This window comes from Micromonospora trifolii (assembly GCF_022229005.1).
GTDB lineage: Bacteria > Actinomycetota > Actinomycetes > Mycobacteriales > Micromonosporaceae > Micromonospora > Micromonospora trifolii.
This window is the reverse complement of the sequence record NZ_JAKKFD010000024.1, coordinates 15,011-37,309: the sequence shown is the minus strand read 5'-3', so window position 1 is coordinate 37,309 and position 22,299 is coordinate 15,011. Positions and strand designations below refer to the sequence as shown.

Below are 22,299 nucleotides of genomic sequence, written 5' to 3'. Positions count from 1 at the left end.
AACGGAATGGGACACGGTGGCATGAGATCGGTGTGGCGGGTGGCCGACGTACGGGCGGCCGAGGCGGGGCTGATGGGCACGTTGCCGGAGGGGACGCTGATGCAGCGGGCCGCCGCCGGCCTGGCCCGCCGCGCCGCGCTCCTACTCGCCGAGCGGGGCGGCGTCTACGGGGGCCGGGTGCTGCTGCTGGTCGGCTCCGGTGACAACGGCGGCGACGCGCTGTACGCGGGGGAGCGGTTGGCCCGCCGAGGTGTCCAGGTGTCCGCCCTGCTGCTCACCCCCGGGCGGGCGCACGCCGCCGGCCTGGCCGCGCTGCGAGCCGCTGGCGGCCGGCTGGTGCCGGATCCGACCGGCCCGGTCGACCTGGTCCTCGACGGCATCGTCGGAATCGGCGGCACCGGCGGGCTGCGGGCGAACGCGGACGAGGTGGTCCAGCGCCTCGGCGAACTGCGCGGACGCGACGGGCAACGGGCCACGGTGCTGGCCGTCGACGTGCCCAGCGGGGTCGCTGTCGACACCGGCAACGTGCCGCTGTCCGCTTCCGGTCGGCCCACAGCGGTCCGCGCCGACGTGACTGTGGCCTTCGGCGCGCTGAAGCCCGCCCTGGTCGTCGGGCCGGCCGCCGCGCTGGCCGGGCAGGTCGAGCTGGTCGACATCGGGCTGCGGCCGTGGCTGCGCGGCACCCCGGCGCTGCGGGTCACCGAGTGGTCCGACCTGGTCGACTGGTGGCCCCAGCTGGGCCCGGCATCGGAGAAGTACACCCGGGGCGTGGTGGGGGTGGCGACCGGCTCGGCGACCTACCCCGGCGCGGCGGTGCTCTCCGTGGGCGGCGCGCTGGCCGGGCCGACCGGCCTGGTCCGCTACGCCGGCAGCGCCCGCGCCGAGGTGCTGCACCAGCACCCGTCGGTGATCGCCAGTGGGCGGGTCGCCGACGCGGGCCGGGTGCAGGCCTGGGTCTGCGGCTCCGGGCTGGGCACCGGTGCCGACGCGGCGGCCGAGCTGCGTGCCGTACTGGCCGCCCCGGTGCCGGTGGTGCTCGACGCCGACGCGCTGACCCTGCTGGTGGACGGCTCGCTCGCCGACCGGCTGCGGGGTCGGGACGCGCCCATCGTGGTGACCCCGCACGACCGGGAGTTCACCCGTCTCTGCGGGGAGGAGCCGGGTGCCGACCGGGTCGGCGCCGCGCTGCGGCTGGCCGCCTGGATGAACGCTGTGGTGCTGCTCAAGGGCGACCGCACGGTGATCGGCACGCCGGACGGTCGGGCGTACGTCAACCCGACCGGTACCCCGGCGCTGGCCACCGGCGGCACCGGCGACGTGTTGTCCGGGCTGCTCGGCTCGCTGCTGGCGGCCGGGGTGCCCGCCGACCGGGCCGCCGCCTCGGCCGCGTACCTGCACGGGCTCGCCGGACGGGAGGCGGCCCGGGGTGGGCCGGTGACCGCGCCAGACGTGGCGACCGCCCTGCGTCCGGTGCTGGCCCGGCTGGGCTGAACGGGGCGCTTCGGGTGCGATGACCGGATCGCCGCGTCGGGACGTGCGTCGCCGCCCGTGGTGATCACGGCGGAAAGTAGGCTGGGCGCATGTGGCAGGCCGAGGTACGCGTCGATCTTGACGCCATCCGCGAGAACGTGAGCAGGCTCCGCTCCGGCACCACCGCCGAGTTGATGGCGGTGGTGAAGGCCGACGGGTACGGCCACGGCATGCTTCCGGCTGCCCGCGCGGCGCTCGACGCCGGCGCCGACTGGCTCGGCGTCTGCACCCTCGACGAGGCGCTCACCCTGCGGCGTGCCGGGGTGACGGTGCCGGTGCTGGCCTGGCTGCTCGCCCCCGGGTTGCCGCTGCACGAGGGGGTCACCGCCGGGGTGGACCTGGGCGCGGCCAGCCTGGCGCAACTGGACGAGATGATCGAGGCGAGTCGCCTCGCCGGGCGTCCCGCCCGCCTGCACCTCAAGATCGATACGGGGTTGTCCCGGGGCGGAGCGACAGTCGCCGACTGGCCCGCGTTGCTGGACGCCGCCGCGAAGGCGCAGGCCGACGGTCTGGTCGAGGTGGTCGGCGTGTGGAGCCACTTCGTGTACGCGGACTCGCCCGGCCACCCCACCACCGACCGTCAACTGGCCGTCTTCCACGAAGGGCTGGCCATGGCCGAGCGGGCCGGGCTGCGACCGCGCTGGCGGCACCTCGCCAACTCGGCGGCCACCCTCACCCGCCCGGACACCCACTTCGACCTGGTCCGCCCCGGTCTGGCCATCTACGGGCTCTCCCCGGTGGCCGGCGAGACGTACGGGTTGCGTCCGGCGATGACCGCCCGAGCCCGGGTGATGCTCACCAAGCGGGTGCCCGCCGGCACCGGTATCTCCTACGGGCACGCCTACACGACGGAAGCCGACGCGAACCTGGCCGTGGTGCCACTCGGCTACGCCGACGGGGTTCCCCGGCACGCGTCCAACACCGGTCCGGTGCAGCTCGGCGGCGTACGCCGGACGATCTCGGGGCGGGTCTGCATGGACCAGTTCGTGCTCGACTGCGGCGACGACCCGGTGGCCGACGGCGACGTGGCGACGCTCTTCGGCAGCGGTGCCGACGGCGAGCCGACAGCGGACGACTGGGCCGAGGCGGTCGGCACGATCAACTACGAGATCGTCACCCGGTTCGGCGGCACGCGGGTGCCCCGGGTCTACGACGGCGAGAAGCCATGAGCGTGAGGAGTGAGCCGGGGTTGCGAGCCCCGCAGTCGCGAATCAAGGTGGCGCCGTGAGTTACCGCATTCCGCGTCCGCGGACGGCCGCGGGCCGGGTCGCGGGGATCGTCGGCGCGGCGGTGGGGGTGGCCGCTGCGGGTCTGGCGGCCGGCGTCGCGACCGAGCGGACCCTGGTCCGCCGGCTCAAGGCGGACCCGGCCGACCGCTACGCGCACGAGACGTTCGACCAGCAGCGGTACGACGAGGCGTTCCGCCTGGAACTGCCGGACGGCACGGACATCCACGTCGAGGTGGTCGAGCCGACCCGACCGGTGCCGGGGCGCCCGACGGTGGTGCTGGTGCACGGCTTCTGCCTGGACATGGGGACGTTCCACTTCCAGCGCCAGATGCTCGCCGCCCGCGGTGACTACCGGATCGTGTCGTACGACCAGCCCGGCCACGGCCGGTCCGGCCGGTTGGAGACCGGGGAGTACGACCTCGCCGTGCTCGGCCGCACGCTGCGCCAGGTGATCGACCGAACCGCCCCGGACGGGCCGCTGGTGCTGGTCGGCCACTCGATGGGCGGCATGACCATCATGGCGTTCGCCGAGTTGTTCCCGGAGCTGTTCGGCGACCGGGTGGTGGGCACCGTTCTGATGGCCACGTCGGGCGGGCTCATCGCGGAGACCAAGCTGGTCGCGCCCGCGCTGCTCGGCCGGGTCGGTGGCCCGGTGCTCTACATGGTCAGCAACGCCACCCGGTACGGCGGGCCGGTGATCGACAAAGCCCGCAAGTCGACGTCGAACGTGGCCTGGCTGCTGACCCGCAAGTACGGCTTCGGCACCCGCAAGCCCAGCCCGTCGCTGGTGTCCTACGTGGAGACGATGAACTCCCGGACGTCGGCCGACACGGTGACCCGCTACCTGCGCACCCTGGCCACCCACTCGCGCTTTCCAGCGCTGGCGGCGCTGGCGGCGACTCCGGTGCTGGTGGTGGTCGGCGACAAGGACATGATCACGCCGGTGACCCACTCCGAGGAGATCGTCCGCCGGTTGCCGCACGCCGAGTTCGTGAAGATCAAGGACAGCGGTCACGTGGTGATGTTGGAGCACGCGGACGAGGTCAACGCCGCCCTGGCGCGGTTCCTGGAGTCATTGCAGAGCGTGGAGGAACGGTGAGTCACGTCGTCAAGCTGTCGACCGTCGAGGACACTCGGGACTTCGGCCGGCGGCTGGCCGGGCTGCTGCGCGCCGGCGACCTGGTGCTGTTGACCGGCCCGTTGGGCGCCGGCAAGACAGCGCTCACCCAGGGCATCGGTGCCGGGCTGGGCGTCCTCGGGGACATCACCTCGCCGACCTTCGTGATCGCCCGGGTGCACCGCCCCGATCCGGCCCGGGGCGGCCGGGTGGCGCTGGTGCACGCCGACGCGTACCGGTTGGGTGACGCCACCGACCCGCGCGCCGAGATCGACGACCTGGATCTCGACGCGTCGGTGGACGACTCGGTGACAGTTGTGGAGTGGGGTGAGGGCCTGGTGGAGCAGTTGGTGGACGCGCACCTGCGGGTGCGCATCGACCGCCGCGACGACGACACCCGCATCGTCGAGCTGGACCCGATCGGCGGCGACTGGGCCCGGCGGCTCGCCGACCTGGGCTAGGTCGGCGGCTGTCGTACCCGATGCCTAGAGTGCGGGAGACCGACCCGCGCTGTGAGAGGTTCCCGATGCCCGACGACGCCCCCGCCCTGGATCTGCTGGCCCTGCTGCCGGAGCAGTGGCAAACCGCGCTCACCCCGCACCTCGACCCGGCACGCACTGCCGCACTGGGCGAGTTCGTCGCACGGGAATTCGCGACGCAGACGGTCTTCCCGCCGCTGGAGGATCTGTTCTCGGCATACCGGCTCTGCCCGCCGCAGGGCACGCGGGTGCTCATCCTCGGGCAGGATCCCTACCACCGGGCCGGGCAGGCTCACGGGTTGAGCTTCAGCGTCCGCGACGGTGTGACGGTGCCGCCGTCGTTGCGCAACGTCTTCAAGGAGTTGGGCGAGGACGTGGGCGTCCCCAAGCCGCGCAACGGCAACCTCGACGGATGGGCCGCCCAGGGGGTGCTGCTGCTCAACGCGGTGCTGACCGTCCGGCAGGCCACTCCCGGCTCGCACGCCAACGCCGGCTGGGAGGAGTTCACCGACGCGACCATCCGGGCACTGGACGCGGCACCGGAGCGGGTGGTCTTCCTGCTCTGGGGTGGCTACGCCCGCAAGAAGGCGTCGCTGGTCACCAATCCGCAGCACGTGGTGCTGGAGGCGGGTCACCCCAGCCCGATGAACCCGCGCGGCTTCCTCGGTAGCCGCCCGTTCAGCGCCGCCAACAAGGCGCTCGCCGACGCCGGCCTGCCCACCATCGACTGGGAGCGCACCGCCGGCTGAGCCGGCACCTCGGGGGCCGGCAGTTGGCTCAGCCGTCGCTGGCCGGCTGCCGGTCCCGGTAGCGGCGCAACAGTGCGGCGGCGCGTGGCTCGCTCAGTTCCAGCTCGACAAGCGGCACCACCTGGTAACTCCGCCCACCGTGGCGCACCTCGATCGTCTCGGGCAGCTCGTCGCACATCGTGGCCCTGATCTCCCCGTACCGGGTCGACCACAGGTGTTCGCCCGGCTCCTCGGGCTCCAACCACACCCCGCCGAACTCACCCCAGCGGGCGTTCCACCGCTGCCCGTAATTGGTCTCCAGCCAGCGGGTGAACGGTTTGGAGTCCTGCCAGCGCAGGGCGATCTCCAGCGCGTCGACCGGCACCGGTGCGCCCTGTAGCAGCGCCGCGGCGCATCCGGTGATCACCTGCGGGAAGTCGGTGAGCCGATCCAGCAGCCGATCCAACCCCAGCCCGTCGATCCGCTCGGCGATCGGCCGGGCGGCCAGGTCGTCGATCCGGGCGTCGAGGTGCGCGTCCAACGGCTCAACCCCGACGACCAACTGCACATCCATCGCGGCAAGCAACCGCTCCAGCACGGCGATGGTCGGCGCTCGCTCACCGCGTTCGAACCGGGCCACCCCTGCCTGGTCGACCTCGGCCAGCGCGGCCAACTGACGTTGACTCAGGTGGCGCAGATGTCGTTGCTGCCGTACGGCAGCGCCGAGGAGGGTGACAAGGCGAGTGGATGACATCCCGGCACGGTGTACCAAGGGCGAGACGTCCGCGATCCCGTTGCGGCAGATCGGCGGCTTGCCGTCGATCCGGCCGCGAGAATCGCCCGGTCCGTGATCCGGCGGCGGACGCCGGTGACCCGGATGGCGGGGTCCCAGCCGTTGGCGGGCCTTACGTCAATGAGCGTGATGTCTGGGGATCATCGTGATGACTCAGAGACATCGTGCTCATTCGGGGATGTGGCTCCACCGCTCGTTCTGGGCTAGGCGGTTGGCCCGGCCGCACGGAGGGGCTGCGGCGGGGCGGGGCGTGACCGGGGCGGGAGGCGGGGCGGCTAGGCTGGCTTACCGTGCTCGTACTCGTGGTGGACAGCTCGACCCCCGCGGTCACCGCGGCGCTGGTGGAGGTCTCGGCAGACGGCGTGGCATCGCGGGCGCACCGGTGCACCGTCGACGCCCGCGCGCACGGTGAGCTGCTCGCGCCCCAGGTGGATGCGGTCCTCGCCGACGCTGACGCGCGCCCGCGTGACCTCGCCGCCATCGTCGCCGGGCTCGGCCCGGGGCCGTTCACCGGGCTGCGGGTCGGCCTGGTCACCGCCGCGACCATGGGCCAGGTGCTCGGCATCCCCACGTACGGCGTCTGTTCGCTCGACGCCATCGGTTACCCGGCGGCGTCCGGCGCGCCGGTCCTGGCCGCCAGCGACGCCCGGCGCAAGGAGCTCTACTGGGCCGTCTACGACGGCGCCGGCCAGCGGATCGTCGGGCCAGAGGTGTCCGCGCCGGCGGTCGCCGCCGCGCGCGCCCGCGAACTGGGTGCGACGATCGCGGTCGGTGACGGGGCGCACCGGTACGCCGAGGTCCTGGACCTGCCCGTCCGGGTCGAACCGCGCTACCCGGACGCGACAGTGCTGGCTCTGCTCGCCGCCGAGCGGATCCGGGCTGGCGCGCCCAGTGAGCGGCTCACCCCGCTCTACCTGCGCCGCCCCGACGCGGTGGCGGCGACCGGCCGCAAACCGGTCCTGCCATGACGGCGGTACGGCTCGAACCGTTCCGCTGGTGGCACATCGACGACGTGCTGCCAATCGAGGCGGACCTCTTCGGCGCTGAGAAATGGTCGCCCGCCATGTTCTGGAGCGAACTCGCCAACGGGCACCACTACCGGGTCGCCGTCGACGCGGACGGTTCGGTGCTCGGCTACGCCGGGCTCGCCGGCGTTCCTCCCGACGAGGTGTGGGTGCAGAACATCGCCGTCCGCCGGGACGCCCAGCGGCGCGGCGTGGGTCGGACCCTGCTGGAGGAGTTGCTCGCCGAGGCGGTCCGGCGCGACGCCCGCAGCACCCTGCTGGAGGTCGCCGTGGACAACGCCGCAGCCCAGCGGCTCTACGCGACGTACGGTTTCGAGCCGATCGGGGTGCGGCGGGGCTACTACCAACCGAGCAACACCGACGCGCTGGTCATGCGGCGCGACGCCGAGCCGACCGGGGACGGACCACACGACCATGGCTGACGAACCACTGATCCTGGGTATCGAGACCTCCTGCGACGAGACCGGCGTCGGCATCGTGCGGGGGCACACCCTGCTGGCCGACGCGCTCGCCTCCAGCGTCGAGGAACACGCCCGGTTCGGGGGTGTGGTGCCGGAGGTGGCCAGCCGGGCACACCTGGAGGCCATCGTGCCGACCATGGACCGGGCACTGACCGAGGCCGGCGTGACGCTGGCCGACATCGACGCTATCGCCGTCACCTCCGGGCCGGGGTTGGCCGGCGCGCTGCTGGTCGGCGTCGCCGCCGCCAAGGGGTACGCGGTCGCCGCCGAGAAACCCATCTACGGCGTCAACCACCTCGCCGCCCACGTCGCTGTGGACACCCTCGAGCACGGCCCACTGCCCGAACCCGCCATCGCGCTCCTGGTGTCCGGCGGCCACTCGTCCCTCCTGCTCGTCGACAACCTGGCCCGGGGCGTCACCCCGCTGGGCGCCACCATCGACGACGCGGCCGGGGAAGCGTTCGACAAGGTCGCCCGGCTGCTCGGACTGCCGTTCCCGGGTGGTCCGCCCATCGACCGGGAGGCCCGGGCCGGCGATGCCGCCTCGATCGCCTTCCCCCGTGGTCTGACCGCGGCGAAGGATCTCGCCGCCCACCGGTACGACTTCTCGTTCTCCGGCCTGAAGACGGCGGTTGCCCGGTGGGTCGAGGCCCGCCAGCGTGCCGGTGAGACGGTGCCGGTGGCCGACGTGGCCGCGTCCTTCCAGGAAGCGGTCTGTGACGTCCTGACCAGCAAGGCGCTCGCCGCCTGCCGCGCTCAGGGCATCGAGACCCTGGTCATCGGCGGGGGAGTGGCGGCGAACTCGCGGCTGCGGGCGATGGCCGAGCAGCGAGCCGAGAAGTACGGCATCCGGGTCCGGGTACCCCGGCCGAAGCTGTGCACCGACAACGGCGCGATGGTGGCCGCGCTCGGTTCGCACCTGGTCGCCGCCGGGGTCGCTCCGAGCCGACTGGACCTGCCAGCCGACTCGGCACTGCCGTTGACCACGGTCAGCGTGTGACGGGGGCGGCGGACATGATCGTGCGGATGTGGGAGGCGCGCGCCGAGGCGTACGGAGTCGCCGACCTGATCACCTGGGTGTGCGACACCGCCCTGCCCGAGTTGGAGCACGACCCGCTCCACGTCTCCAGCGAGGTCTTCTCCTCCACCGACCACCGGGTGGTGGTGATCTCCAAGTGGCGCAGCAACCCCCGCCCGCTGCCGGACCCGCCAGCCCTGCTGGTGGCCCGCGCCCCACACTCCTGGGACTTCACCCAGGTAGACCGTTGACGCGAGCCACCATCCAGGCCGCTGGCTGACCGGTCAGCTGCGGCGCAACATCCGGTAGGTGGCGATTCCGCCTGTACCCAGCGCGGCGAGGAAGACCAGCCAGACGACGGTGCTGCTGACTCCGACCTGCGGGCCGGAGTTGGCGGAGGCGGCGGCCAGCAGCCCGTCCTCACCCGGGGCGGGCAGCGCGGCCGGAGGCAGCTCCGGCCAACGGACCAGGCCGGTGCTCTCCAGCATCTGCATGTGGTGCTGGACGAACGCGTTGGCGTCCTCGCAGAGCTTGCGGACGGTGGCGTCCCGGGTGCTGGCCCGGACCGCGCCGATCACTGGGAAGATCTTGCCGTGGGCGACCCGGAGCCGGGTGACGAAGATCTGGTCGAACCGGGCGCCGGACGCCTTCTGCATCTCGGCCAGCCAGCCCTTCTGCTCGGCGGTCGGCTCGCTGGGAATCGACGCGCCCAACTTGTTGGCCGCGTCGACCGTGAGCTGGTCGAGCTTCTGGTGCTCGCTGGCGATGCCGGCGCCGATCTCCCGGACCTTCGCCGACTGTCCCTTCTCGGCGGCCATCTGGCCGGCTGGCATCTCCCACAGCCCGGCCAGCCGCACCCCGTTGAGCAGTGTCATGTCGGCGGCGTTGAGCTGCTGGCCACCGGCGGGCGCGGCGACGGCCACGCCGGGCAGGACACCGACCCCCGCGATGACCGCGATGAGCAGCATCGCCGCTCGGTGGGTCCGGGTGCCCAGTCGGCGATGGGCGGATCTGAGCGGTGCCATGTCTGTGGTGCCTCCTCGGTCCGGACCGGAACGCGTCTGGACCGGGCAGCCGTACCCTGCCGGTTGCCCGTCCGCACACTGGTACGGACTGATCGCGCGATCAGTTCACCGCGGAGCGAGACGGATCAGCGGGTGACGGCGAGCAGGCCGCCGAGCAGCAGCAGGGTGAGCGCCGCCGCGGCGAAGACCATCAGCAACTCCTGACGCCCGCGCCCGACCGGGTCGGCGTCGACGACCGAGTTGGGCAGGGCCGGCAGGTCGCGGGTCAGCGCGGCCAGGTCACCGAGGGTACGGGCCGTCCACACCGCACCGGCCCGATCGGAGAACTCGTCGAGCGTCAGCCGGCCCGCCGCGGTGTGCTGGTGCAGCGCGGCGACCACCCGGTTGCGGTCGTCGTCGGAGGCGCGCAGCTCGACATCCACGCCGGACAGCGTACGCGGATCAGCCCACGTCGAGGGGGTCGGCGAGGAGCCGTTCGAAAGCCAGTTCGGCGGCACCGATCAGGGGCGCGTCCGTACCCAGTTTCGGCGTGCGCAGCCGGACGTGTTCCAGGCAGGCGCCAAGCGCGTTGGAGTTGAGCCGGCTGCGGATCTGGGCCGCCGCCGCGAGGTAGAGGTCACGCATGGTCCCGCCGAAGATGACCATCTCGGGGTTGAAGACGTTCACCAGGTTGGCCACCCCGAAGCCGAGCCAGTCGCCGGCCTGGCGGACCGCGGTCTGAGCCCGGGCGTCACCGCGGTCGGCCGCGTCGAAGACCTCCAGCAGCGCGTCACGGCCCCGAGCGTCGAAGCGTCCAGCGGCGCGCAGGAGGCCGTACTCGCCGATCTCGGTCTCCCAGCAGCCCCGGGAGCCACACTCACAGGGCCTGCCGTCGCGGACCACCTTCATGTGGCCGACCTCGCCGCCGTAGCCACCGTGCCCGGTCAGCCTGCGCCCGCCGGCGATGATGCCGGCACCCACGCCGACGTCGCCGTACAGGTAGAGGACGTTGTCGCAACCCGCCGCCACACCTCGTGCGTGCTCGGCGAACGCGGCGACGTCGGCCACGTTGCCCACTGTGATCGGTACGTCGATGCCCAACTCGTCGGCCAGGGCCGCGCCGATCGGCTCGTCCACCCAACCGGTGGTGGGGCCGAGTCGGACCAGGCCGTCGTCCCGGCGGACCATGCCGCAGACCGCGACGCCGGCACCGACGCAGATCGCGTCGGCCGGCACCAGTTGCTGCATCTCCTTGACCGCGCCGGCCAGCAGCGGCGCGGCCTCCGCGGCCAGCAACCCGCGCGGCCGGTCCAGATCCCGGCGGTCCAGGACCGCGCCACCCAGCCCGATCCGGGCCGCGCGCAGTCGGTCCACCTCCACCGAGTACGCGTACGCGTAGACCCGGGCCGACTCGGGCCGGACGACCAGTGACGGTCGTCCGGCCCGGCCGGTCTCCTTCGGTGCCCCTTCGCTGACCAGCCCCACTGCGGACAGGTCGGCGGTGAGCGCGCCGATGGTGCTGCGGTTGAGGCCCAGCGTGGTGGTCAGTTCGGCACGCGTGGTCGCCCCATGGACGTGCACGTGCCGCAGCAGGGCCCCGAGGTTCTGCCGTCGGACGTCATCCTGGCTCGGTCCTGGGCGCATGCTGGTGCTACCTCCCGCGCGGTCAGCGGGTGCCGGTGGCTGCCGCGCGGCGGCGGGAGAGCGCGTCGACGCTGGCGGCGAGCAGCAGCACGACGCCCGTGACCACGTACTTGACTCCCGCGCTGTACCCCATCAGGCCCATTCCGTTCTCGATGACCGCGACCACCGCGCCGCCGAGTACGGCGTCGAGGACGCGGCCCTTGCCACCGAAGAGGCTGGTGCCGCCGATCACCGCTGCGCCGACCGCGTAGAGCAGTACGTTACTGCCCCCGGTGTTCGGGTCGACCGAGTTGGCCCGGCTGGCCGCCACGATGCCACCGATGGCGGCCATCGAGGAGCAGATCACGAAGACGGAGATCCGGATCCGGTCGACGCCGATGCCGGCCCGGCGGGCCGCTTCGCGGTTGCCGCCCACGGCGTAGATGTGCCGGCCGTAGCTGGTGCGTTGGAGCACGAAGGTCCAGATGACCAGCAGCACCGCGATGATCGGCACCACGATCGGCACACCCTTGAGCGAGACGATGAGGACGTTGCGGCTGCGCTCCAGGTTGAGCACGTACACAGCGGTGCCGAGGATGACGGCGAGCCCGCCGATCCGCAGCGCCACCACCGCGAGCGGGTCGGTGATCAGACCGCGGGCCACCCGGTTGCGGTGGCGCAGCAGTTGCACCGCCGCGTAACCGATGACCGCGAGGGCGGTCAGGCTCCAGCCCAGCAGGGGGGCGAGGTTGCGGTTGGCGATGGCGATCAGCACCTCGTCGCGGACGGCGATGTTGGTGCCCTCCTTGACGAGCAGCAGCACGACGCCCTGGAAGGCGAGGAAGCCGGCGAGGGTGACCACAAAGGACGGAATACCGATCTTCGCGACGAGCATGCCGAGCGTGGTGCCGATGACCACACCGGTGGCGACGGCGGCGAGCACGGCGACCCACCAGGGGTAGCCGAGAACGGTGACCACATTGGCCAGCACCGCCGCGCAGACGCCGCTGGCGAAGCCGGCGGAGAGGTCGATCTCGCCGAGCAGCAGCACGAAGACCAGGCCCATCGCGATCAGCGTTACCGCCGCGCCCTGGGTGAAGAGGTTGGCGAAGTTACCGGCCGACAGGAACGACGACGGCCGCATGATCGCGAAGACGGTGCAGAGCACGATCAGGCCCAGCACGGCTGGTAGCGCGCCGACGTCGCCACCGCGTACCCGACTCAGGTAGTTGCGGAAGTGGCCTCCGACGGTCGGCGTCGGTGTGACGGCGGCCGGGCCGTCCTTCCGCACGGCGGTGGTGGTCATCGGACGCCTCCTGAGATCGAGTCGGCCGCCTGCGGGCCGTCGCCGTTGCTGCCCGGGTCGGTGGCGAGGCCGAGCCCGCCCGAGCGCCCGGCGGTGATCAGCTCGACCACCTGGGCGTGGGTGATGTCGGTGGTCTTCACCTGGGCGACCATCTGCCCGAGGTACAGCGCGGCGATCCGGTCGGAGACGGCGAAGACGTCGTTCATGTTGTGCGAGATGAGCACCACGGCCAGGCCGTTGTCGGCGAGGCGGCGGACCAGTTCGAGCACCTGGGCGGTCTGTGCCACGCCCAGCGCCGCGGTCGGCTCGTCCAGGATGACGAGCTTGCTGTTCCACAGCACCGCCTTGGCGATGGCCACGGTCTGGCGTTGGCCGCCGGAGAGGCTGGACACGTGCTGGCGAAGTGAGGTGACGGTGCGGATGGAGAGCCCCGCCAGGGTTTCGGCGGCGAGTTGTTCCATGGTCGGCTCGTCGAGGACGATGCCGCTGCGCTTCTCCCTGCCCAGGAACATGTTCTGCACGATGTCCAGGTTGTCGCAGAGCGCGAGGTCCTGGTAGACGACCTCGATGCCGAGCGTGGCGGCGTCGCGGGGGCTGCCGATGTGCACCGGTTCACCGTTGAACAGGAACTCTCCGGCGTCGGTGGGGTGGATGCCGCTGATGCACTTCACCAGGGTCGACTTGCCGGCGCCGTTGTCGCCGACCAGTGCGGTCACTTCGCCCGGGTGGACGGTCAGGGCGACGTCGCGGAGCACCTGGACGGGACCGAAGCTCTTGTCGATCCCGCGGAGTTCCAGCAGGGGGGTCGCGGACACGGGGGTCTCCTTCTTAAGGGAGGGTCGGGGCCCGTCCGGCGGGCGCCGCCCGGCACGGGAGGGTTCTCCCGTGCCGGGCGGCGATGGTCGTTCCGGCGGGTACTGCGGCGTCGGTCAGCTGATGCCGGCTTCGGCGCAGAACTTGGTGTACGCCGCGGTGCAGACCTCTTCCTTGGTCACGTAACCGTCGGCGATGACGTCCTTGACGCTCTCCTTGGTGATGGCCTTCGGGGTGAGCAGCACCGAGGGAACGTCCCGGTCGCCGTCCTTGACCGTCTGACCGGTGTCCTTCTTCTCACCCTTGGCGAGCGCGATGGCCAGGTCGGAAGCGGCCTTGGCCTCTTCCCGGACCGCCTTGTAGACGGTCATGCACTGGTCACCGGCGAGGATGTTCTGCAGGCCCTCGGTGCTGGCGTCCTGACCGGTCACCGGCACCTTGCCGTTGAGCTTGTTCTTCTTCAGGATCGAGATGGCCGCGTTGCCGAGGCCGTCGTTGGCGGCCAGCACGCCGTCGATCTTGCCGTTGGCCTTGGTGAGCTGCTGCTCGAAGATCGTCGCGGCCTGCGCGTTGTCCCACGCGGGCACCGCGTCCTCAGGGCCCTTGACGTACTCCTTGGCGTCGAACTTCGGCTTGAGCACCGAGTCGTAGCCGGCCTTGAAGAGGGTGGCGTTGTTGTCGGTGGGGGAGCCGTTCAGGTACGCCACGACGGGGTTCTTGGCGCCCTTCTCGGTCAGGCACTTCGACAGACCTTCGCCCTGGAGCTTGCCGACGGTCTCGTTGTCGAAGCTGACGTAGTACTGGGCGGAGCCGCCGAGGGTGAGCCGGTCGTAGTCGATGGTGGCGACGCCCTGCGACTTGGCCTTGTCGAGCACGGCCTTGCCGGTGCCGGAGTCCAGGTTGACGATCATCAGGGCGGTCACGCCGCCGGTGATCATCTGGTCGGCGATGGTCTGGAAGGCGGTCTTGTCGTTCTGGGCGTTCTGGATGTCGTACTTGACGCCGGCGGCCTTGAACGCCTCCTCCAGGAACCGACGGTCCGCCGTCTCCCAGCGGGCCGAGGACTTGCTGTCCGGGAGGATCACGCCGATCTTGGGGGTCTTGGCGGAGGCGGCCTTGTCGCCGGAGTCGTCGCCACAGGCGGTCAAGCCGCCGGTCGTGAGCAGGCCCACGGCGGCGATGGTGAGGATCCCCTTACGCATGTGCAGGGTCCTTTCGGAGGTGGGGGAGGTGTTGTTTTGTTGTGTCCGGCAACGTATTTCGCGTCACACCGGCTCCACAAGACCGCGCAGGTGCATAGTTTGTTGGGAGCGATAACAATTCAGCAACGCGACTGTTACTCCCCGGGTATCCCACGGGGGAGTCGACGTAACGACCGTCGTCAGTGGGTCTGCAACGGCGCGGTGCGGGCGTCGGTCAGCGCCACCAGATCCGCCGCTGCCAGTTCGAGTTGCAGACCGCGCCGACCAGCCGATACGTAGATCGTCGGGAGATCGAGCGCGGATTCGTCCAGCACTGTGGGCAACCGTCGACGCTGCCCGAGCGGGCTGATCCCACCGCGTACGTAACCGGTGGCCCGCTCGGCGACCGCCCGGTCGGCCAACTCCGCCCGCTTGCCGCCGACCGCCGCCGCGAGCGCCTTGAGATCCAGCTCGCCGGTGACCGGGACGACCGCCACTGTGAGGGCACCGTCTACCTCGGTCACCAGCGACTTGAACACGCGCTCCGGTGCCACGCCGAGGGCCACCGCCACCAACGCGCCGTAGTTCGGGGCGTCCGGCGCCACCCGGTACGGATGGGTGCGATGCGCGATCCCGCGCTTGACCACCAGTGCCGTTGCCGGCGTGCCCTGTCCCGCCACAGCGACGAGGCTAGTCGACCGGCCGGCCGAGGCGACGCTAGGCGACCGGCTGGCCGACGAGCACCGTCGGTGCGCCGCCGACCCGGGTGAGCACCAGACTCGCCGCCGCGTCCCCGGCCAGCCGCAGGTCCCGCCGAAGCTGTTCCGGGGTGAGCGCCGAACCCCGCTTGAGGATCTCCACCCGGCCCACCCGCCGGTCGCGCAGCAGCGCCCGCAGGCGCTTGAGTGAGAACGGCAGCACGTCGGTGATCTCCAGGCAGCGCGCGAACGGGGTGTGGATCGGCTGGTCGGCGTAGAGGTAGGCGATGCTCGGATCGCCCAGGGTGGCGTCCAGTTCGGTGGCCAGTTCGGCCACGAGGTGCGCGCGGACCACCGCCGGGTCCGGGTCGTACAGGTAGCGGCGCGGCGGCCCGACCGGCGCCTCGGCGGCACCCGAGCCGGTGAGCTGGTGGAGGTGAGCCTCGGCGCCCCGCTGGCGGTAGAGGGTGGCGCGGCGGGGCACCTCCGCAAGCTCGCCGCACCAGAGCGCGGCCTCGACCAGGTCGCCGTCCACGCCGACCCACTCGGCCTCCGCGCCGGCCGGAATGAGCGCGTGGTCCAGGCCCGGGGCGACCTTCACCACTGTGCGTGGCACCCGCTCGGCCAGCCCGGTGACGAAGTCCCACGGTGGCGAGTAGGCGCGCGGGTCGAAGATCCGTCTTCCGGTGCCGGTGGTACGCCGGGCCGGATCGCAGAAGACCCCGTCGACCCGTGACACGTCGAACCCGGTCGCGTCGCCGCACTCGACAGTGAACAGCTCGGCCAGCCCGGCCGCCTCGGCGTTGGCGGCGGCCATCGCCGCGGTCACCGGGTCGGCCTCCACCCCGTACACCCGGATGCCGGCGCGGGCGGCGGCCAGCGCGTCGGCCCCGAGCCCGCACCCGAGGTCGGCCAGTGTGCGCACTCCGGCCGCGTACAGCCGGGCGGCGCGACGGTCGGCGACCACCCGGCGGGTGGCCTGCTCCAGGCCGGGACGGGTGAGGAACATCCCAGCGGCGGCCCTGCCGAACTTGCCCACCGCCCGGTGACGCAGCTCGGCCTGGGTGAGGGCGGCCGCGGCCAACGTCGGCGGCACCCCTGTCGCGCGCAGCGCCGACGCCGCGACCAGTGGATCACCGCCGGCCAGGTCGGCCGCCGCCGTGAGCGCGGCCGACCCCTCAGGGGTACGCAGCGCGGCCAGCTGATCGAGATCCACCCGGCCATTGTCCCGGCCGACCCGGAAATCCTCGCTGGCGGGGCGCGACGCGCTGGCACTCTCCTTGACGGAGTGCTAGCCACGGAATAACCTGCGATTAGCACTCTCACCCTGAGGGTGCCAGCTTCCGGGTCTCGCGACCCGGGTGCGCACGCCAGGCGGACCGGCACCCGCGACGACGGCACCGCCCGGTGGCATGAGGCAGATTGACGCTGGTCAGCCCCGCTGGCCAGCAACGAAACCAGTACCCCAGGAGGGTATGCCCGTGACTACCGCGACCAAGGTTGCGATCAAGCCGCTCGAGGACCGCATCGTGGTCCAGGCGAATGAGGCTGAGACCACCACGGCGTCGGGCATCGTGATCCCCGACACCGCCAAGGAGAAGCCGCAGGAGGGCACCGTCCTCGCTGTGGGCCCGGGGCGCGTCGACGACAACGGCAACCGGGTTCCGGTTGACGTGCAGGTCGGCGACACCGTCCTCTACTCGAAGTACGGCGGCACCGAGGTCAAGTACGCCGGCGAGGAGTACCTGGTGCTCTCCGCCCGCGACGTCCTCGCGGTCATCGAGAAGTAAGCAACCGATCAGTGCCACTGCCCCGGTCCGGCTCGCCGGGCCGGGGCAATGGCGCTTCGAAGGGACATTAATGGCGAAGATCCTGAGCTTCTCGGACGACGCCCGGCACCTGCTGGAGCACGGTGTCAACGCCCTCGCGGACACGGTCAAGGTCACCCTCGGCCCGCGCGGGCGCAACGTCGTCCTGGACAAGAAATTCGGTGCGCCGACGATCACCAACGATGGTGTGACCATCGCCAAGGAGATCGAGCTCACCAACCCGTACGAGAACCTTGGCGCGCAGCTGGTCAAGGAGGTGGCGACCAAGACCAACGACGTCGCCGGCGACGGGACCACCACCGCGACCGTGCTGGCCCAGGCGATGGTTCGCGAGGGTCTGCGCAACGTGACCGCCGGGACCAACCCGGCCGGCCTCAAGCGGGGCATCGACGCGGCGGCCATGAAGGTCTCCGAGGCGCTGCTCGGCCGTGCCGCCGAGGTCACCAGCAAGGAGTCGATCGCGAACGTGGCGACGATCTCCGCGCAGGACTCCACGATCGGCGATCTGATCGCCGAGGCGATGGAGCGCGTCGGCCGCGACGGTGTCATCACCGTCGAGGAAGGCTCGATGCTCACCACCGAACTGGACGTGACCGAGGGTCTCCAGTTCGACAAGGGCTTCATCTCGCCGAACTTCGTCACCGACCTGGAGGGTCAGGAGTCCGTCCTTGAGGACGCGTACATCCTGGTCACCACCCAGAAGATCTCGGCGATCGAGGAGCTGCTGCCGCTGCTGGAGAAGGTCCTGCAGAACAGCAAGCCCCTGCTGATCATCGCCGAGGACGTGGACGGCCAGGCGCTCTCCACCCTGGTGGTCAACTCGCTGCGCAAGACCCTCAAGGTCTGCGCGGTCAAGGCCCCGGGCTTCGGTGACCGGCGCAAGGCGATGCTCCAGGACATCGCGATCTCCACGGGCGCCGAGCTGGTCGCCCCGGAGCTGGGCTACAAGATCGACCAGGTCGGCCTGGAGGTGCTCGGCACCGCCCGGCGCGTCGTGGTCGACAAGGAGAACACCACGATCGTCGACGGCGGTGGCCAGAAGGCCGACGTCGCCGACCGGGTGTCCCAGATCCGCAAGGAGATCGAGGCTTCCGACTCCGACTGGGACCGGGAGAAGCTGGCCGAGCGGCTGGCGAAGCTCTCCGGTGGCATCGCCGTCATCAAGGCTGGCGCTGCGACCGAGGTCGAGATGAAGGAGCGCAAGCACCGCATCGAGGACGCCATCGCGGCGACCAAGGCTGCGGTCGAGGAGGGCACTGTGCCCGGCGGCGGCGCCGCCCTGGTGCAGATCCTCTCGGTGCTCGACGACGACCTGGGCTTCACCGGTGACGAGAAGGTCGGTGTCTCGGTCGTGCGCAAGGCGCTTGTCGAGCCGCTGCGCTGGATCGCCCAGAACGCCGGTCACGACGGCTACGTCGTGACGCAGAAGGTCGCCGACCTCAAGTGGGGCAACGGCCTCGACGCCGCCAAGGGTGAGTACGTCGACCTGGTCAAGGCCGGCATCATCGACCCGGTGAAGGTGACCCGCAACGCGGTCACCAACGCCGCCTCGATCGCCGGTCTGCTGCTCACCACGGAGAGCCTCGTGGTGGAGAAGCCGGAGCAGGCCGAACCGGCCGCCGCCGGCGGCCACGGCCACGGTCACGGCCACCAGCACGGCCCGGGCTTCTGATCCGGTAGCGACACCCGTTCCGGGGCGCACCGCCGTATGGCGGTGCGCCCCGGCTCGTTCTTGCGGGCCGCCAGGTCATTACCGAACGCTGACGTTGTTGGCGACCGGGCGAGATGATCGCGCACACTGGGCCGATGAGCACCACGTCACGGCGGTACGCCGCGTTGGCCGGAATCACCGCCGCCGCCGTCGCGATCGGGATCGCCGAACCGGTCGCGGTGTTGACCGGCCCCCGGTCGTCGCCCCTGGTCGCGGTCGGCGGGGTCATCGTCGACGCCGTCCCCGAGTCGCTGAAGCAACTCGCCATCGACCTCTTCGGCACCGCCGACAAGATCGCGCTGCTGGTCGGCACTGCCGTGTTGCTGGGAGGCTTCGCCGCCCTCTTCGGCGTACTGGCGGTCCGCCGACTGGCACTCGGCCTGGCCGGCATCGCCGCGTTCGGCGTTATCGGCGTGGCCGCCGCGTTGACCCGCTCCGGCGCAGACCTCGCCGACGCGCTGCCGTCAGTGGTCGGCGCCGGTCTCGGCGCCCTGGTGCTCTGGCTGTTCATCGGCGGACCGTTCGAGCTGGACCCCTGGTCCTGGTCACCACCCACGCCACCGGTTGGTCCGGTGTCGCCGGCGGGTCCTGTGTCGCCCGGCGAGTCGGCGCCGGTGTCTCCGGCAGGGCCGGTGCCCGTGACTCCCGCCGGGCCGACGGCGGCCGCCGAACCGGTCGGGCCCGCCGAAGTGGACCCGGAGTCGCGGCGGCGGTTCCTCACCGGCAGCGGAGTGCTGCTCGGCACGGCCGTGGCGGCCGGACTCGGTGGACGGTGGCTGGCGGGGCGGCGAGGCGTGTCCGCAGCCCGCGAAGCGATCCGCCTGCCCGCGCCGGTCGCCCCCGCACCGGCCGTGCCGGCGGGCGCTGACCTCTCGCTGACCCAGCTCGCGCCGTACGTCACCCCGAACTTTGGGTTCTACCGGATCGACACGGCGCTGGTGGTGCCCCAGGTCGACCCGGACACCTGGCGACTGCGGATCCACGGACGGGTCGGCAGGGAGCGCACCTACAGCTATGCGGATCTGCTGGCCCGACCGTTGGTCGAGCGGTACGTCACGCTGGCCTGCGTCTCCAACGAGGTGGGCGGGGACCTGATCGGCAATGCCCTGTGGCTCGGCGTACCCCTGCGGGAACTGCTGGACGAGGTCGAGCCGGACGACGACGCCGACCAGGTCGTCGGCCGGTCGGTCGACGGCTGGACCTGCGGCACCCCCACCGCCGCGCTGCGCGACGGACGGGACGCCCTGCTGGCCGTCGGAATGAACGGCGAGCCGCTGCCGGTCGAGCACGGCTTCCCGGTCCGGGTGGTGGTGCCGGGCCTCTACGGCTACGTGTCGGCCTGCAAGTGGGTGACCGAACTGGAGCTGACCCGGTTCGCCGACTTCGACGCGTACTGGGTGCCGCGCGGCTGGTCCCCCCAGGGGCCGATCAAGACCCAGTCGCGGATCGACACGCCCCGGGGGCGCAACCGGCTGACCACCGGACCGGTGACTGTCGCCGGAGTTGCCTGGGCGCAGCACCGGGGCATCCGCCGAGTCGAGGTACGCGTCGACGACGGCCAGTGGCAGGAAGCCGCGCTTGCCCCGACCGTGTCGGTGGACACCTGGGTGCAGTGGTCCTGGCGCTGGGACGCCACACCGGGCGAACACCGGCTCCAGGTCCGCGCGACCGACGCGACAGGTGAGACCCAGACCGAACGTACGCAGGACGTCGTCCCCGACGGCGCCACCGGCTGGCACACGATCACCGTCACCGTCCGCTGACCATCGGCACGGCGTCTCGCCGCCCGGGCTGGTCCGCTACCCCCGGCCGTGCACGCAGATCTTGGACAGTTTCCGTTCGCGCGGAACGGAAAGTGTCCAAGATCTGCGGATTCAGAGAGCAGAACTGGCCGGCACCCCGAGTTGGGGTGCCGGCCAGCGGTCGGTGTGGTGCTGCGGTCTTGCCGGGGTCAGCTGTTCCAGTGCTGGCCGACCAGGTCGGTGGCCTGCTGCTCCCACTGGGCGTAGGCGTCCGGGTAGGCCGACACCTGCACCGTCTGCGCGGCCTGGGTCAGGGGCATGTCCTGCCAGCCGTCGACCTGCTTGAGGCCCTTGAGGAACGCGGTGGTGGAGTACTCGGGGTTGGTGATCTGCTCCGGCGTACCCCAACCACTGGTTGGGCGCTGTTGGAACAGGCCCAGCGAGTCGTGGTCGTTGGCGTCGCCCAGGTGGCCGAGGTTCTCCAGCTTCGACTCCTGCAGGCTGGTCGCGATCGAGATGACCGCGGCCCGCTCCGGGAGGCCGGCCTTCTTCGTGGCGGCGATGATCGCCTTCACGTTGCCGGTCTGCTCGTCGGTGAGGGTGATGTGGGACTGGTCGCCCTGCGGCTTCGGCGCTGCCGACTGCACGGCGGCGGCGACGGGCTTGGCGTCCACGACCGGGGTGGCGGCGTGGGCGGCGATCGGGCCGGCGAACACGCCACCGGCGAACGCGAGACCAGCAACAGACAGCATGCTCTTACGGAAGATCGTGTTCATGAGGGGTAGCTCCTTCGGGGGTAGGACACCCGAACCGCCAAGGGGGGCGGCAGTCACGGGTGTGAGCACCTCGTCCGGCGCTGCACATACAAGGGGAAAAGTCTTGGGAGGTGACGCCGTGTCGGGCGTCCGGGGTCGGCGGCCTGCGAGCGGGGGCTCGTGGCGCCGGGTCCAGATGTAACGACCGGGGGGCCGGGGTCATTCCGGGGGTGGCCCATCCGCCGGCACCCTCGTCGAGGCGGTGCCTGTCGGTCGTTCGTGGGGACGGTAACGACCGGGTGTGGGCTGGCATTCCCACCTGCGCGACCAGCCCCCAGCGCTCGGGCGGCGGGTCGGTGGTGCTGCGATCGTCAGGGTATGTAACGACCTCGGCCCGGCCAGGATTCCGGCCGACGGGTGGATCCGATCACTGGACAAAGGCCGCGTAACTCGCAGCAGCCTAAGCCCTCCGCACGGCCGGAGTGCCCCAGACCGGACAAACGCCCAGGGATCGACCGCACGTTCGACTTGATCGACTCGGGGTCATTGAAGTCGGGGTGTCCGGGCCGACGGGATGCCCCGATATCAAGGAACCCGAGTCGATCATCGCGGTAATCGGCGACGCCGGAGGTTTCGCCGCGACCGAACCGCATGAACGGCACGAAACCGCACCCCCTGGGCGGGGGCGCGGCTTCGCGGATGCTTGGGGACGCCTCGGGTCAGGCGACGTTGCGTTGGGCCGGAACTGTCGACTTGTGCGGGCGGCCCAGGCGGGCCTCCAGCCGCGCGACGTCGACCCGAGCGTGCCGGCGGTCTGCCAAGTCCTCCCAGCCGACGGCGAGCAGTCGCAGGCGCTCCGACTCGCTGAAGCCGCCCCACACGCCGTACGGCTCGCGTACGGACAGGGCGTGGGCGGCGCACTCGGCGCGAACCGGGCAGGCGCGGCAGACCGACTTGGCGGCGGACTCACGACGCAGCCGGGACGAACCACGCTCACCGTCGGGGTGGAAGAACTGGGCGCTGTCGCGCCCTCGGCAGGCACCGAGTCGCTGCCAGTCCCAGAGATCGACGATGGGTCCGGGCAGTCTACGTACGTTCGACATCAGCACCCCTCCTCCCGCGCGGCTCCGCGAGAATCCTTATGGCCGGCATCCGGGCGGCGGGCCGCGCAGGCGCACCGTTCCCGGCCTGGATCTCCCGGTACCCGGGCTGTCGTCAACTCACACGTCTGTGATCGAAAACGTCCGGGAAATTGCG

General features: G+C 71.6%; 23 protein-coding genes. 12 read left to right on the top strand and 11 right to left on the bottom strand.

Annotated features, from left to right (window positions below; all coding sequences use genetic code 11):
• Positions 1-21 precede the first annotated feature (21 nt).
• The 5 genes from NIE79_RS16575 (at position 22) to ung (ending at position 5,104) form a co-directional block, all read left to right on the top strand.
• Complete coding sequence (locus tag NIE79_RS16575) at positions 22-1,491, top strand: NAD(P)H-hydrate dehydratase (RefSeq protein WP_238679457.1); 1,470 nt, start codon at positions 22-24, stop codon at positions 1,489-1,491.
• An 89-nt stretch (positions 1,492-1,580) separates the two neighbouring features.
• The gene (gene alr, locus NIE79_RS16570) at positions 1,581-2,699 is read left to right on the top strand and encodes an alanine racemase (RefSeq protein WP_238679456.1); all 1,119 of its coding nucleotides are present in this window, start codon (positions 1,581-1,583) and stop codon (positions 2,697-2,699) included.
• Between the two features lie 55 nt (positions 2,700-2,754).
• Positions 2,755-3,858 carry an alpha/beta fold hydrolase gene (locus tag NIE79_RS16565; protein ID WP_238679455.1) on the top strand — a complete coding sequence of 368 codons (1,104 nt, stop codon included), beginning with the start codon at positions 2,755-2,757 and terminating at the stop codon, positions 3,856-3,858.
• On the top strand, positions 3,855-4,337 hold the full coding sequence (gene tsaE, locus NIE79_RS16560) for a tRNA (adenosine(37)-N6)-threonylcarbamoyltransferase complex ATPase subunit type 1 TsaE (protein WP_238679454.1): 483 nt from the start codon (positions 3,855-3,857) through the stop codon (positions 4,335-4,337). Before NIE79_RS16565 ends, tsaE begins: the two co-directional genes overlap by 4 nt.
• Positions 4,338-4,402: 65 nt before the next feature.
• Positions 4,403-5,104, top strand: coding sequence for a uracil-DNA glycosylase (gene ung, locus NIE79_RS16555; protein WP_238679453.1), 702 nt, complete (start codon positions 4,403-4,405; stop codon positions 5,102-5,104).
• Between the two features lie 28 nt (positions 5,105-5,132).
• Here ung and NIE79_RS16550 read toward each other — a convergent pair whose 3' ends face one another.
• The gene (locus tag NIE79_RS16550; RefSeq protein WP_238679452.1) at positions 5,133-5,837 is read right to left on the bottom strand and encodes a helix-turn-helix domain-containing protein; all 705 of its coding nucleotides are present in this window, start codon (positions 5,835-5,837) and stop codon (positions 5,133-5,135) included.
• A gap of 329 nt (positions 5,838-6,166) precedes the next feature.
• On the opposite strand from NIE79_RS16550, the gene tsaB reads away from it, so the two are divergent.
• Genes tsaB through NIE79_RS16530 form a run of 4 tightly spaced genes read left to right on the top strand, consistent with a single transcriptional unit; the run spans position 6,167 to position 8,631 of the window.
• A complete protein-coding gene (tsaB, locus tag NIE79_RS16545; RefSeq protein ID WP_238679451.1) occupies positions 6,167-6,844 on the top strand; it encodes a tRNA (adenosine(37)-N6)-threonylcarbamoyltransferase complex dimerization subunit type 1 TsaB in 678 nt (225 codons plus the stop codon).
• The gene (gene rimI, locus NIE79_RS16540; RefSeq protein WP_112676895.1) at positions 6,841-7,323 is read left to right on the top strand and encodes a ribosomal protein S18-alanine N-acetyltransferase; all 483 of its coding nucleotides are present in this window, start codon (positions 6,841-6,843) and stop codon (positions 7,321-7,323) included. Before tsaB ends, rimI begins: the two co-directional genes overlap by 4 nt.
• The gene (gene tsaD / locus NIE79_RS16535) at positions 7,316-8,362 is read left to right on the top strand and encodes a tRNA (adenosine(37)-N6)-threonylcarbamoyltransferase complex transferase subunit TsaD (RefSeq protein WP_238679450.1); all 1,047 of its coding nucleotides are present in this window, start codon (positions 7,316-7,318) and stop codon (positions 8,360-8,362) included. Before rimI ends, tsaD begins: the two co-directional genes overlap by 8 nt.
• A 14-nt stretch (positions 8,363-8,376) precedes the next feature.
• The gene (locus NIE79_RS16530; RefSeq protein ID WP_053660576.1) at positions 8,377-8,631 is read left to right on the top strand and encodes a hypothetical protein; all 255 of its coding nucleotides are present in this window, start codon (positions 8,377-8,379) and stop codon (positions 8,629-8,631) included.
• 33 nt (positions 8,632-8,664) lie between these two features.
• Here NIE79_RS16530 and NIE79_RS16525 read toward each other — a convergent pair whose 3' ends face one another.
• From NIE79_RS16525 to NIE79_RS16490, 8 genes are all read right to left on the bottom strand, one after another.
• A complete protein-coding gene (locus NIE79_RS16525; RefSeq protein WP_238679449.1) occupies positions 8,665-9,405 on the bottom strand; it encodes a DUF4142 domain-containing protein in 741 nt (246 codons plus the stop codon).
• Positions 9,406-9,530: 125 nt separating this feature from the next.
• Positions 9,531-9,827, bottom strand: coding sequence for a DUF1707 SHOCT-like domain-containing protein (locus tag NIE79_RS16520; protein ID WP_238679448.1), 297 nt, complete (start codon positions 9,825-9,827; stop codon positions 9,531-9,533).
• 19 nt (positions 9,828-9,846) lie between these two features.
• The gene (locus tag NIE79_RS16515; RefSeq protein WP_238679447.1) at positions 9,847-11,028 is read right to left on the bottom strand and encodes an ROK family protein; all 1,182 of its coding nucleotides are present in this window, start codon (positions 11,026-11,028) and stop codon (positions 9,847-9,849) included.
• 22 nt (positions 11,029-11,050) lie between these two features.
• Complete coding sequence (locus tag NIE79_RS16510; RefSeq protein ID WP_238679446.1) at positions 11,051-12,313, bottom strand: sugar ABC transporter permease; 1,263 nt, start codon at positions 12,311-12,313, stop codon at positions 11,051-11,053.
• A complete protein-coding gene (locus NIE79_RS16505) occupies positions 12,310-13,128 on the bottom strand; it encodes an ATP-binding cassette domain-containing protein (protein WP_238679445.1) in 819 nt (272 codons plus the stop codon). The genes NIE79_RS16510 and NIE79_RS16505 overlap by 4 nt, the downstream gene beginning before the upstream one ends.
• Positions 13,129-13,242: 114 nt before the next feature.
• On the bottom strand, positions 13,243-14,328 hold the full coding sequence (locus tag NIE79_RS16500) for a sugar ABC transporter substrate-binding protein (protein WP_238679444.1): 1,086 nt from the start codon (positions 14,326-14,328) through the stop codon (positions 13,243-13,245).
• A gap of 179 nt (positions 14,329-14,507) precedes the next feature.
• Positions 14,508-14,987, bottom strand: a complete 480-nt coding sequence (gene ybaK / locus NIE79_RS16495; protein WP_238679443.1) for a Cys-tRNA(Pro) deacylase — start codon at positions 14,985-14,987, stop codon at positions 14,508-14,510.
• Between the two features lie 37 nt (positions 14,988-15,024).
• Entirely contained in the window at positions 15,025-16,221 is a 1,197-nt protein-coding gene (locus NIE79_RS16490) for a THUMP-like domain-containing protein (protein ID WP_238679442.1), read from the bottom strand.
• 265 nt (positions 16,222-16,486) lie between these two features.
• Between NIE79_RS16490 and groES the strand changes: the two genes are divergently transcribed.
• The 3 genes from groES (at position 16,487) to NIE79_RS16475 (ending at position 20,308) form a co-directional block, all read left to right on the top strand.
• Complete coding sequence (gene groES, locus NIE79_RS16485) at positions 16,487-16,795, top strand: co-chaperone GroES (protein WP_007465101.1); 309 nt, start codon at positions 16,487-16,489, stop codon at positions 16,793-16,795.
• Between the two features lie 70 nt (positions 16,796-16,865).
• Entirely contained in the window at positions 16,866-18,506 is a 1,641-nt protein-coding gene (gene groL, locus NIE79_RS16480) for a chaperonin GroEL (RefSeq protein WP_238679441.1), read from the top strand.
• 134 nt (positions 18,507-18,640) lie between these two features.
• Positions 18,641-20,308: a molybdopterin-dependent oxidoreductase gene (locus NIE79_RS16475; protein ID WP_238679440.1), complete on the top strand. Its 1,668-nt coding sequence runs from the start codon at positions 18,641-18,643 to the stop codon at positions 20,306-20,308.
• Positions 20,309-20,496: 188 nt separating this feature from the next.
• On the opposite strand, the gene NIE79_RS16470 is transcribed toward NIE79_RS16475, so the two are convergent.
• Positions 20,497-21,063 (bottom strand): hypothetical protein, encoded by a 567-nt coding sequence (locus NIE79_RS16470; RefSeq protein ID WP_238679439.1) that lies wholly within the window; start codon positions 21,061-21,063, stop codon positions 20,497-20,499.
• 698 nt (positions 21,064-21,761) lie between these two features.
• Positions 21,762-22,145, bottom strand: a complete 384-nt coding sequence (locus NIE79_RS16465; RefSeq protein ID WP_091406539.1) for a WhiB family transcriptional regulator — start codon at positions 22,143-22,145, stop codon at positions 21,762-21,764.
• Positions 22,146-22,299: the final 154 nt, after the last annotated feature.

Coding starts and splice junctions, on each gene's coding strand:
- NIE79_RS16575 (WP_238679457.1), top strand. CDS start 22: ATGAGATCGGTGTGGCGGGTGGCCGACGTACGGGCGGCCGAGGCGGGG.
- alr (WP_238679456.1), top strand. CDS start 1,581: ATGTGGCAGGCCGAGGTACGCGTCGATCTTGACGCCATCCGCGAGAAC.
- ung (WP_238679453.1), top strand. CDS start 4,403: ATGCCCGACGACGCCCCCGCCCTGGATCTGCTGGCCCTGCTGCCGGAG.
- NIE79_RS16550 (WP_238679452.1), bottom strand. CDS start 5,837: ATGTCATCCACTCGCCTTGTCACCCTCCTCGGCGCTGCCGTACGGCAG.
- rimI (WP_112676895.1), top strand. CDS start 6,841: ATGACGGCGGTACGGCTCGAACCGTTCCGCTGGTGGCACATCGACGAC.
- tsaD (WP_238679450.1), top strand. CDS start 7,316: ATGGCTGACGAACCACTGATCCTGGGTATCGAGACCTCCTGCGACGAG.
- NIE79_RS16530 (WP_053660576.1), top strand. CDS start 8,377: ATGATCGTGCGGATGTGGGAGGCGCGCGCCGAGGCGTACGGAGTCGCC.
- NIE79_RS16525 (WP_238679449.1), bottom strand. CDS start 9,405: ATGGCACCGCTCAGATCCGCCCATCGCCGACTGGGCACCCGGACCCAC.
- NIE79_RS16515 (WP_238679447.1), bottom strand. CDS start 11,028: ATGCGCCCAGGACCGAGCCAGGATGACGTCCGACGGCAGAACCTCGGG.
- NIE79_RS16510 (WP_238679446.1), bottom strand. CDS start 12,313: ATGACCACCACCGCCGTGCGGAAGGACGGCCCGGCCGCCGTCACACCG.
- NIE79_RS16500 (WP_238679444.1), bottom strand. CDS start 14,328: ATGCGTAAGGGGATCCTCACCATCGCCGCCGTGGGCCTGCTCACGACC.
- groL (WP_238679441.1), top strand. CDS start 16,866: ATGGCGAAGATCCTGAGCTTCTCGGACGACGCCCGGCACCTGCTGGAG.
- NIE79_RS16475 (WP_238679440.1), top strand. CDS start 18,641: ATGAGCACCACGTCACGGCGGTACGCCGCGTTGGCCGGAATCACCGCC.
- NIE79_RS16470 (WP_238679439.1), bottom strand. CDS start 21,063: ATGAACACGATCTTCCGTAAGAGCATGCTGTCTGTTGCTGGTCTCGCG.
- NIE79_RS16465 (WP_091406539.1), bottom strand. CDS start 22,145: ATGTCGAACGTACGTAGACTGCCCGGACCCATCGTCGATCTCTGGGAC.